Origin of the sequence: Streptomyces sp. HNM0645, assembly GCF_030056615.1 — a bacterium.
Taxonomy (GTDB): domain Bacteria; phylum Actinomycetota; class Actinomycetes; order Streptomycetales; family Streptomycetaceae; genus Streptomyces; species Streptomyces marianii.
In genome coordinates this window covers 97,819-107,990 of the sequence record NZ_JASHLT010000044.1, presented here as the reverse complement: position 1 = coordinate 107,990, position 10,172 = coordinate 97,819, and the positions used below count along the sequence as shown (strand labels likewise).

The 10,172-nt window shown below is 71.8% G+C and carries 7 protein-coding genes and 1 riboswitch; of the genes, 2 read left to right on the top strand and 5 right to left on the bottom strand.

Going from position 1 to position 10,172, the window contains the following annotated elements:
* The coding region (locus QMZ92_RS26970; protein WP_283300105.1) for a GNAT family N-acetyltransferase at positions 1–2,051 on the bottom strand (2,051 nt) is incomplete at its 3' end.
* A 176-nt stretch (positions 2,052–2,227) separates the two neighbouring features.
* On the opposite strand from QMZ92_RS26970, the gene QMZ92_RS26965 reads away from it, so the two are divergent.
* Positions 2,228–2,509, top strand: a complete 282-nt coding sequence (locus tag QMZ92_RS26965) for an HPr family phosphocarrier protein (RefSeq protein WP_027734018.1) — start codon at positions 2,228–2,230, stop codon at positions 2,507–2,509.
* 149 nt (positions 2,510–2,658) lie between these two features.
* On the opposite strand, the gene QMZ92_RS26960 is transcribed toward QMZ92_RS26965, so the two are convergent.
* The 4 genes from QMZ92_RS26960 to QMZ92_RS26945 form a co-directional block, all read right to left on the bottom strand.
* Positions 2,659–3,336, bottom strand: coding sequence for a GntR family transcriptional regulator (locus tag QMZ92_RS26960; protein WP_283300103.1), 678 nt, complete (start codon positions 3,334–3,336; stop codon positions 2,659–2,661).
* Positions 3,337–3,515: 179 nt separating this feature from the next.
* Positions 3,516–4,289, bottom strand: coding sequence for a M23 family metallopeptidase (locus QMZ92_RS26955; RefSeq protein ID WP_283300102.1), 774 nt, complete (start codon positions 4,287–4,289; stop codon positions 3,516–3,518).
* A gap of 13 nt (positions 4,290–4,302) precedes the next feature.
* Positions 4,303–4,465: riboswitch (cyclic di-AMP (ydaO/yuaA leader) on the bottom strand.
* 229 nt (positions 4,466–4,694) lie between these two features.
* Complete coding sequence (locus tag QMZ92_RS26950) at positions 4,695–6,077, bottom strand: M16 family metallopeptidase (RefSeq protein ID WP_502962149.1); 1,383 nt, start codon at positions 6,075–6,077, stop codon at positions 4,695–4,697.
* A gap of 17 nt (positions 6,078–6,094) precedes the next feature.
* Positions 6,095–7,447, bottom strand: coding sequence for a M16 family metallopeptidase (locus QMZ92_RS26945; RefSeq protein WP_283300099.1), 1,353 nt, complete (start codon positions 7,445–7,447; stop codon positions 6,095–6,097).
* 192 nt (positions 7,448–7,639) lie between these two features.
* On the opposite strand from QMZ92_RS26945, the gene QMZ92_RS26940 reads away from it, so the two are divergent.
* Positions 7,640–10,087, top strand: a complete 2,448-nt coding sequence (locus QMZ92_RS26940; protein WP_283300098.1) for a DNA gyrase/topoisomerase IV subunit A — start codon at positions 7,640–7,642, stop codon at positions 10,085–10,087.
* Positions 10,088–10,172: the final 85 nt, after the last annotated feature.

Here is a 10,172-nt window from a genome sequence, read left to right as displayed (position 1 = left end):
GGCCACGGCCCGCGGGCGGTCGGGGAGCCGCTCGGACGGGCCTGGGCGCCCGGTGCCGGTGCGGGGCCCGTTTCCACACCACCGGACGCGGCGCGCGGGCCGGGGCGCGGCGCGGCGCCCACGGGCGCCGGTTCCGGGTCCGCAGCGGTGTCGGGGCCGCGGTACGGGGAGGCGGGGGCCGAGCTGCTCGCCGCGGCGAGGGCGTCGGCGAGTCCGCCGAGTTCGACGTGGACGACGAGCACGGGCTTCGCCGGTGCGGAGGCCGTCGCGGCGCGGAGGGCCGCCGCGAGGACCTCGCCGTCGCCGGACTCAGTGACGCCGTTCTCCCCGACCCACGGGATCGCGTTGACGACGACCGCGTCGCACGCGTCGTCCCGCAGCGCCCCGGCCAGCGCCCCGCAGAAGTCGTCCGGCGTCGCGGCCGTCGTCAGGTCGCGCGGCCGCAGCGGCCGCAGCCCTTCCGTCAGGCAGGCGTCGTACGTCAGCAACCCCAGGGACTCGGAGTTGCCCAGGATCGCCACCCGCGGTCCCGCGGGCAGCGGCTGGCTCGCCAGCAGCGCCCCGGCGTCGACGAGCTCGGTGACGGTGTCGACGCGGATCACACCGGCCTGCCTCAGCAGCTCCGAGACCGTCGCGTGCGGCACCCGGGTCGTCGGCACCGCGTGCCCCGGCGGAGCGCTGCCGGTGTGCCGGGCCCCCTTCACGACGACCACGGGCTTCACCGCCGTCGTGCGCCGCGCGAGCCGGGTGAACTTCCGCGGGTTGCCGATCGATTCGAGGTAGAGCAGGACGACGTCGGTGTCCGGGTCGTCGTACCAGTACTGGAGGAAGTCGTTGCCGGACACGTCGGCCCGGTTGCCCGCGGAGATGAAGGACGACAGCCCGGCGCCCCGCCGGTGCAGTCCGCTCAGGAGCGCTATACCGATGGCACCGGACTGGGTGAACAGCCCGGTCCGGCCGCGCGCGGGCGGCTCCGGGGCGAGTGAGGCGTTGAGCCGCACCCCGTCCGCGGTGTTGATGATCCCGAACGCGTTCGGCCCGATGATCCGCATCCCGTACGAGCGCGCCTGGCGTACCAGTTCGCGCTGCCGTTCCAGCCCTTCCGGGCCGCTCTCCGCGTACCCCGCGGCGAGCACGACGAGTCCCTGCACGCCGTGCTCGCCGCAGTCCGCGACGACTTCGGGCACGCGTTCGGCGGGGACGGCGACGACCGCCAGGTCGACGGGCTCGCCGGTCGCCGCGACGATCTCCCCCACCGAGCGGTGGGCGGGTACCCCGTCGATCTCGTCCATGTCGAGGACGAGGGAACGGTTCACCGCGTACGTCCGCCCGGTGTACCCGGCGTCGATCAGATTGCGCAGCACGGCCCGCCCCACCCCGCCGGGCGCACGGCCGGCGCCGATCACCGCCACCGAACGGGGAGCCAGGAGGCGCTGGACGGAGCGGGCCTCGGCCCGCTGTTCGCGGGCGCGCTGGACCGCGAGGGACCGGGCCGTCGGTTCGAGGTCGAGCGTGAGGTGGACGGAGCCGTCCTCGAAGCTGCGCCGCTGGGTGTAACCCGCGTCGGTGAACACCTTGATCATCTTGTTGTTGGCGGGGAGCACCTCCGCCGCGAACCGTCTGATCCCGCGTTCCCGCGCGACGGCCGCGATGTGTTCCAGCAGGGTGGAGGCGACGCCCCGGCCCTGGTGGGCGTCCTGCACCAGGAAGGCGACCTCGGCCTCGTCCGCCGGGGCGGACGCCGGCAGGCCCTGCGCGTTGATGCGGTCGAAGCGGACGGTCGCGATGAACTCGCCGCCGACGGTCACCGCGAGACCCACCCGGTCCACGTAGTCGTGGTGCGTGAACCGGTGCACGTCCTTGGCCGACAGCCGTGGGTAGGGCGCGAAGAACCGGTAGTACTTGGACTCCTCCGAGACCTGTTCGTAGAAGCTGACGAGCCGCTCGGCGTCCTCGGTGGTGATGGGCCTGATGTGCGCGGTACCACCGTCACGCAGCACCACGTCGGCTTCCCAGTGGTCGGGGTACACGTGATCCGACGGGGTCTGCATGGGGCAAGGGTAAGGCTCCGGCACGGGTCGCGTTCCCCGAAGTGCGCGGGCAGGCTGGGAGGGCCGATCACGGTCCCGGACCAGCCGGGGCCGGTGACCGGGCACTCCGCACCACATGAGAGACTGGTCTAGACAACACGCCAACGCTTCCCCCCTGAGACTCGAAGGGCACCACCATGGCTGAGCGCCGCGTCAATGTCGGCTGGGCCGAGGGCCTGCACGCCCGCCCCGCGTCCATCTTCGTTCGTGCCGCCACGGCTTCCGGCGTTCCGGTGACGATCGCCAAGGCCGGCGGCACCCCGGTCAACGCCGCCTCGATGCTCGCGGTACTCGGCCTCGGAGCACAGGGCGGCGAGGAGATCGTGCTCGCCTCGGACGCGGAGGGCGCGGAGGCCGCCCTGGAGCGTCTGGCGAAGCTCGTCGCCGAGGGCCTCGAGGAGCTTCCCGAGACCGTCTGAGAGCGATGAATTCATACTCGGGCCGCGGCACCGGAGATTTTCCGGCACCGCGGCCCGCGCATTTCCCCCCGGGCTTTGTCCGGGTTGTTTTCCGGCAGCACGAAAAAGCCCCCCGCACACAATGCCTCTCTTTGTATACGGCGCGACTGTTAAATACGGTCGCCCGCCGTGTTTACGGAATGTTGCGAAACCCTCACGCCCGAGGGGATCCGCAGCCGGTGCGCGCCCGTCGTCCGCTCGGCGTGCAGCGCCGTGAGCGCGCGGGCACGCTCCGCGTCGCCGCGTGCCACCGCGTCAACGATCGCGCCGTGCTCGGCCCACGCCTCGACGGGACGGGCGGGACGCTCGACCGCGTACATCCACGCGATCTTGTGCCGGAGCTGGGTCAGCAGCGCGGTGAGCCCAGGGCTCCCGCACGCCTGGGCCAGGGTCTCGTGGAACCAGGCGCCGAGCGAGCGCAGATCCTCGCCCTGACCGCGCCGGGCCCGGTCCTGACCCAGTCTCACCAGCCCGCGCAACACCTTGAGGTGCGCCTCGGTGCGCCGCTGGGCGGCCCGGGCGGCACCGAGGGGCTCCAGCAGCAGCCGGATCTCCAGCAGGTCGGCGGCCTCCTGCTCGGTGGGCTCGGCCACACACGCTCCGGCGTGCCGGCGGGTGACGACGAAGCCCTCCGACTCCAGGGTGCGCAGGGCCTCCCGGACCGGGACGCGCGAGACTCCGTAGCGGCGCGCCAACTGCTCCTCGGTGAGACGGCCGCCGCGCTCGAACACGCCGGAGACGATGTCGTCGCGGATCGCCGTGCATACCGAACGCGCGGGAATGCGCATACCGAACCTCCGCTTTAATCGCCGCGAAACCCCGTCGAGCGACGTCTGTTTCGGTGACTCTATGGCAGGTGGCCGGATTTTCCGAAGACCCATGGTAATCCATGGATATCTTTTGGCCTGAATACGCCGAAAGCCCCGGCTCGGAGTGAGCCGGGGCCTCGGGCGGAATGGTGTGCGCGTCAGACGCGGACGCCGTGCGAGCGCAGGTACGAGACCGGGTCGATGTCCGAACCGTAGTCCTCGCCGGTGCGGGCCTCGAAGTGGAGGTGGGGTCCGGACGAGTTCCCGGTCGATCCGGCGAGGCCGATCTGCTGGCCCGGGGTGACCCGCTGGCCGACCGAGACGCTGATCGAGGACAGGTGTCCGTACTGCGTGTACGTGCCGTCGTGCATGCGCAGGACGACGTTGTTGCCGTAGGCGCCGCCCCAGCCGGCCTCCACGACGGTGCCCATGCCGACGGCGACGACCTCGGTGCCCGAGGCGGCGTGGAAGTCGACGCCGGTGTGGCTTCCGGAGGACCACTGGGCGCCCCCGGCGTGGTAGTCGGTGCTCACGTAGGAGCCGGCGACCGGGAGCGTGTACGTCATCAGCCGCTTGCGCTCGGCCTCGCGGGCGGCACGCTCCGCGGCGTCACGGGCGGCCTCCACCCGGAGCTCGGCCTTGCGCTTGGCCTCGGCCTCGGCCTTCTCCTGGGCCGCGACCAGTGCGGCCTCCTGCTGCTGGGCCTCCGCCTGGGCGTCGATCTGCTCGGCGAGCGAGTCGGCGGCGACGGCCTGGGTCAGGCCGGTGTCCTCGACGGGGGCGGAGGCCTCGGCCTCGGCGGCGAAGGCCGGGGAGGCGAGAGTGCCGATGACGCCGGTGGTGGCGATGGCCGCGACGGAGGCGACGCCCGCGCTCTTGCGCGACAGGCGGCTCGGACCACGGTGCTTCCCGGTGGCACGGGTGAACGCCATGAAGTGGCTGATCCTTTCCTTCCTTCTCGCCTACCGGGTTAGCTGACGGGTTCGGAGCAGGAAGGTCTCCTACGGACCCCTCCGCACGACGGCGAAGGCGCCCGATTCACCCCAGGGACATACGGGTCCCCGGCTCCCCAGGCTCGCGCCGGACGGGGACTCGGCGATGGCTGCCCGATGCCGCGGGTGCGGCGCGTGCAACTGGCGGACAGCGCAGAAGACGCTAAGCCGATCTTCGCCCAATCACCAAACAGACACGGATATTTGTAGTGCACGCCACAGGGCAGACACCACTCCTCCCCATCAAACCGGACATAGGGGAAGGTCGTTCCGGGTACGAGAAAGGGCCCCGCCGGCGTGAAACCGGCGGAGCCCTTTCGCGTGCGCCGGAGCGCGGGCAATCAATCAGCCCGTGACAACGGTCACTTCACCGATTCCGAGCGCCCGGACGGGCTCCTCGATCTCGGAGGCGTCCCCGACGAGGACCGTGACGAGCCGGTCCACGGGGAAGGCGCTGACGACCGCGGCGGTCGCCTCCACCGTGCCGGTCCCGGCCAGCCGTGCGTACAACTGGGCCTGGAAGTCGTCCGGGAGCCCCTGCTCGACCTGGTCGGCCAGCGTGCCCGCCACGGAGGCAGCCGTCTCGTACTTCAGCGGCGCCACGCCCACCAGGTTCTGCACGGCGACATCGCGCTCCGCGTCGGTCAGGCCCTCCGCGGCGAGGGTGCGCAGCACCTTGAACAGGTCGTCGAGCGCGGGACCGGTGTGCGGGGTGTCGACCGAGCCGCTGATGGCCAGCATCGCGGCGCCGGAGGCCCCGCCCGGAGACGCAGGGGTGTCCGAGCGCAGCACCTGGCCGAAGGCCCGCACCCCGTAGGTGTAGCCCTTCTCCTCGCGCAGCACGCGGTCCAGGCGCGAGGTGAGCGTGCCACCGAGGCAGTAGGTGCCCAGGACCTGGGCGGGCCAGACCCGGTCGTGACGGTCGGGGCCGATCCGGCCGATCAGCAGCTGGGTCTGCACGGCGCCGGGTCGGTCGACGACGACGACGCGGCCGGTGTCGTCGGCGGTGATCGGCGGCATCGGGCGGCTCTCGGCCGAGTCGCCCGTCCAGGCACCGAGCGTGTCGGTCAGCACGGCGTCCAGGTCCACCCCTTCGAGGTCACCGACGACCACGGCCGTGGCCGTGGCCGGGCGGACGTGCGCCTCGTAGAAGGCCCGGACCGCGGGGGAGTCGATGCGCTCGACGGTCTCCTCCGTGCCCTGCCGCGGCCGCGACATCCGGGAGGACGCCGGGAACAGCTGCCGGGAGAGCTCCTTCGCGGCCCGGCGGGCCGGGTTCGCCGTCTCGTGGGGGATCTCGTCCAGCCGGTTGCGCACGAGCCGCTCCACCTCGCTGTCGGCGAACAGCGGGGCGCGCAGCGCCTCGGCGAGCAGGCCGAGGGCCTTCGGCAGCCGCGAGACCGGCACCTCCAGGGAGATCCGCACCCCCGGGTGGTCGGCGTGGGAGTCGAGCGTGGCGCCACAGCGCTCCAGTTCGGCAGCGAACTCCTCGGCCGAGTGCTTGTCCGTGCCCTCGGACAGTGCGCGGGCCATGATCGTGGCGACGCCGTCCAGCCCCTCGGGCTCGGCGTCCAGCGGTGCGTCGAGGAAGATCTCCACGGCCACGACCTGCTGGCCGGGACGGTGGCAGCGCAGCACGGTCAGCCCGTTGCCGAGCGTGCCCCGCTCGGGCGCGGGAAAGGCCCAGGGCCTGGCCTCGCCGGGCTGCGGCTGCGGATGGAGGTCCATGGTCACGGCAGCGTCGGTCACTGGTCCGCCCCCTCTGCGTCGTCGTTGTCCTCGGCGTTCCCGGCGTCGGCTCCGGCGACGGGCTCGTAAACGAGCACCGCCCTGTTGTCCGGGCGCAGCCGGGCCTTGGCGACGGCCTGCACCTCGTCGGCGGTGACGTCGAGCACCCGCTTGACGGCGGTGAGCGCCAGCTGCGGGTCGCCGAACAGCACGGCGTACCGGCACAGTTCGTCGGCGCGGCCGGCGACGGTGCCGAGGCGGTCCAGCCACTCGCGCTCCAGCTGGGCCTGGGCGCGCTCCATCTCCTCCGCCGTGGGTCCCTCGGCGGCGAAGCGGGCCAGCTCCTCGTCGACCGCGGCCTCGATGTCGGGGACCTCGACACCTGCGGACGTCTTCACGTCCAGCCAGCCCAGCGAGGGGGCGCCTGCCAGGCGCAGCAGGCCGAAGCCGGCGGCGACGGCCGTGCGGTCGCGGCGGACCAGCCGGTTGTGCAGCCGGGACGACTCGCCGCCGCCGAGGACGGTCAGAGCCAGGTCGGCCGCGTCGGCCTCGCGGGTGCCGTCGTGCGGCAGACGGTACGCGGCCATCAGCGCCCGGGCCGGAACCTCCTCCTCCACGACCTCGCGCAGTTGCTCGCCGATGATCTCCGGGAGCGAACCGTCGCGCGGCGGCTGCTTGCCGTCGTGCATGGGGATGGACCCGAAGTACTTCTCGATCCAGGAGAGCGTCTGCTCCGGGTCGATGTCGCCGACGACGGACAGCACCGCGTTGTTCGGCGCGTAGTAGGTGCGGAAGAAGTTCCGCGCGTCCTCCAGCGTCGCCGCGTCCAGGTCGGCCATCGAGCCGATCGGGGTGTGGTGGTACGGATGGCCCTCGGGGTAGGCGAGCGCGGTCAGCTTCTCGAACGCGGTGCCGTACGGAACGTTGTCGTAGCGCTGGCGGCGCTCGTTCTTGACGACGTCCCGCTGGTTCTCCATGGACTCGTCGTCGAGGGCGGCCAGCAGGGAACCCATGCGGTCGGCCTCCAGCCACAGCGCGAGCTCGAGCTGGTGGGCGGGCATGGTCTCGAAGTAGTTGGTGCGTTCGAAGCTCGTGGTGCCGTTCAGCGAGCCGCCGGCCCCCTGCACCAGCTCGAAGTGGCCGTTGCCCGGCACCTGGGCGGAGCCCTGGAACATCAGGTGCTCGAACAGGTGGGCCAGGCCGGTGCGGCCCTCGACCTCGTGGCGGGAGCCGACGTCGTACCAGAGGCACACCGCGGCGACCGGGGTCAGGCGGTCCTCCGAGAGCACCACGCGCAGGCCGTTGGCCAGGCGGTGCTCGGTCGCTGTCAGGCCTCCGGAGCCGGCCCGGGCTGTGGCCGTGTGACCCATGGGCATGTGGTCCCTTCGATCGCGTTGCAGGATGTCCTGCCACTGTATGCAAACCGTGCAGGTAAGCGGCGAAGTTCCCGCGGCTTCCACTCCCTGTTCCGGGTCGCGGTCCGCGTTGTCGGTGCGACGGTCCACAATGGTCGGCGTCAGATCCCGTTCATGGTTCATGTTGGTGAAGGAGCCGCAGCAGCGATGGCCCGCCGCAGCACGAAGACGCCGCCGCCCGACGACTTCGAGGAGAGGATCCTCGACATCGACGTCGTCGACGAGATGCAGGGCTCCTTCCTCGAGTACGCGTACTCGGTGATCTACTCCCGCGCCCTGCCCGACGCCCGCGACGGCATGAAGCCGGTGCACCGCCGGATCGTTTACCAGATGAACGAGATGGGGCTGCGCCCCGACCGGGGCTATGTGAAGTGCGCCCGCGTCGTCGGCGAGGTGATGGGAAAGCTCCACCCGCACGGCGACGCGTCGATCTACGACGCCCTGGTGCGCATGGCCCAGCCCTTCTCCATGCGGCTGCCGCTGGTCGACGGCCACGGGAACTTCGGCTCCCTGGGCAATGACGACCCTCCGGCGGCGATGCGCTACACCGAGTGCCGGATGGCCGACGCGACGAGCTTGATGACCGAGTCCATCGACGAGGACACGGTCGACTTCGCGCCGAACTACGACGGCCAGGAGCAGGAACCCCTGGCGCTGCCCGCCGCGTACCCGAACCTGCTGGTGAACGGCGCGTCCGGGATCGCGGTCGGCATGGCGACGAACATGCCGCCGCACAATCTGGGCGAGGTCATCGCCGCCGCCCGTCATCTGATCAGGCACCCGGGCGCTGACCTGGAGACGCTGATGCGTCATGTGCCCGGTCCGGACCTGCCGACCGGCGGCCGGATCGTCGGCCTGTCCGGGATCAGGGACGCGTACGAGACCGGCCGCGGCACGTTCAAGATCCGTGCCACGGTCACGGTGGAGGACGTGACGGCGCGCCGCAAGGGACTCGTCGTCACCGAACTGCCGTTCAGCGTCGGCCCGGAGAAGGTGATCTCCAAGATCAAGGACCTGGTCGGCCAGAAGAAGCTGCAGGGCATCGCCGACGTCAAGGACCTCACGGACCGCGAGCACGGGCTGCGCCTGGTCATCGAGATCAAGAACGGTTTCATCCCCGAGGCCGTCCTCGAACAGCTGTACAAGCTGACGCCCATGGAGGAGTCCTTCGGCATCAACAACGTGGCGCTGGTCGACGGCCAGCCGCTGACCCTGGGCCTCAAGGAGCTGCTGGAGGTCTACCTCGACCACCGCTTCGACGTGGTGCGCCGCCGCAGCGAGTTCCGACGCGGGAAGAAGAGGGACCGCCTGCACCTGGTCGAGGGCCTGCTCGTCGCGCTGGTCGACATCGACGAGGTCATCCGCCTCATCCGCTCCAGCGAGAACGCGGCGCAGGCCAAGGAGCGGCTTGTCGAGCGCTTCTCCCTCAGCGACGTCCAGACCCAGTACATCCTGGACACGCCGCTGCGCCGGCTCACCAGGTTCGACCGGATCGAGCTGGAGGCCGAGCGCGACAAGCTGAAGGACGAGATCGCCGGCCTGACGACGATCCTGGAGTCGGACGCGGAGCTGCGCAAGCTCGTGTCCTCCGAACTGGCCGCGGTGGCCAAGAAGTTCGGCACCCCCCGGCGCACGGTCCTGCTGGAGTCCGCGGGCACCCCGGCCCCGGCCGCCTCGCTGCAGGTGGCGGACGACCCGTGCCGGGTTCTGCTGTCCTCCACGGGCCTGCTGGCGCGCACGGTCACCGGCGAGCCGCCGGCGGGCGAGGGAAGGCGCACCAAGCACGACGTGATCGTCTCCTCGGTGGAGGCGACCGCACGGGGCGACGTGGGCGTCGTCACTTCGGCGGGCCGGCTGCTCCGGTTGTCGGTGATCGATCTCCCGCAGCTCCCGGAGACGGCCCAGGCGCCGAACCTCTCGGGCGGGGCCCAGGTCTCGGAGTTCCTGTCGCTGGAGGCGGACGAGACGGTCGTCTGTCTGACCGGTCTGGAGGAGTCCTCCCCGGGGCTGGCACTGGGCACGCTGCAGGGCGTGGTCAAGCGGGTGGTGCCGGACTACCCGGCCAACAAGGACGAGCTCGAGGTCATCGCGCTCAAGGAGGGCGACAGGATCGTCGGCGGCGTCGAACTGCGCACGGGCGAGGAGGATCTGGTCTTCATCACCTCCGACGCACAGCTGCTGCGCTTCCAGGCGTCGCAGGTCCGGCCGCAGGGCAGGCCGGCGGGCGGCATGGCGGGCATCAAGCTCGCGGAGGGAGCCGAGGTGATCTCCTTCACCGCGGTGGACCCGGCCGCGGAGGCGGTGGTCTTCACGGCCGCGGGAGCCGCCGGGACGCTGGACGACTCGGTGACGACGGCGAAGCTGACGCCGTTCGACCAGTACCCGCGCAAGGGCCGGGCGACCGGCGGCGTGCGCTGCCAGCGCTTCCTCAAGGGCGAGGAAAGGCTGGTCTTCGCCTGGGCGGGTGCGACCGTGGCGCACGCGGCGCAGAAGAACGGCTCGCCGGCCGAGCTTCCGGAGATCGACCCCCGCCGGGACGGGTCGGGCACACCGCTGGCCAAGCCGGTCGCGGCGGTGGCGGGGCCGCTGCCGTAGGCGCACGACCGCCCGCGGCCGTGGTTCCGGGTCGCCCCCGAACGCGGCGATCCGCCCCCTTCCGCCCGAAAGCGGAAGGGGGCGG

What these genes read in the sequence shown, in the direction of transcription:
- QMZ92_RS26965 (WP_027734018.1), top strand. Translation starts at nt 2,228, where the DNA reads ATGGCTGAGCGCCGCGTCAATGTCGGCTGGGCCGAGGGCCTGCACGCC.
- QMZ92_RS26960 (WP_283300103.1), bottom strand. Translation starts at nt 3,336, where the DNA reads ATGCGCATTCCCGCGCGTTCGGTATGCACGGCGATCCGCGACGACATC.
- QMZ92_RS26955 (WP_283300102.1), bottom strand. Translation starts at nt 4,289, where the DNA reads ATGGCGTTCACCCGTGCCACCGGGAAGCACCGTGGTCCGAGCCGCCTG.
- QMZ92_RS26950 (WP_502962149.1), bottom strand. Translation starts at nt 6,077, where the DNA reads ATGGACCTCCATCCGCAGCCGCAGCCCGGCGAGGCCAGGCCCTGGGCC.
- QMZ92_RS26945 (WP_283300099.1), bottom strand. Translation starts at nt 7,447, where the DNA reads ATGGGTCACACGGCCACAGCCCGGGCCGGCTCCGGAGGCCTGACAGCG.
- QMZ92_RS26940 (WP_283300098.1), top strand. Translation starts at nt 7,640, where the DNA reads ATGGCCCGCCGCAGCACGAAGACGCCGCCGCCCGACGACTTCGAGGAG.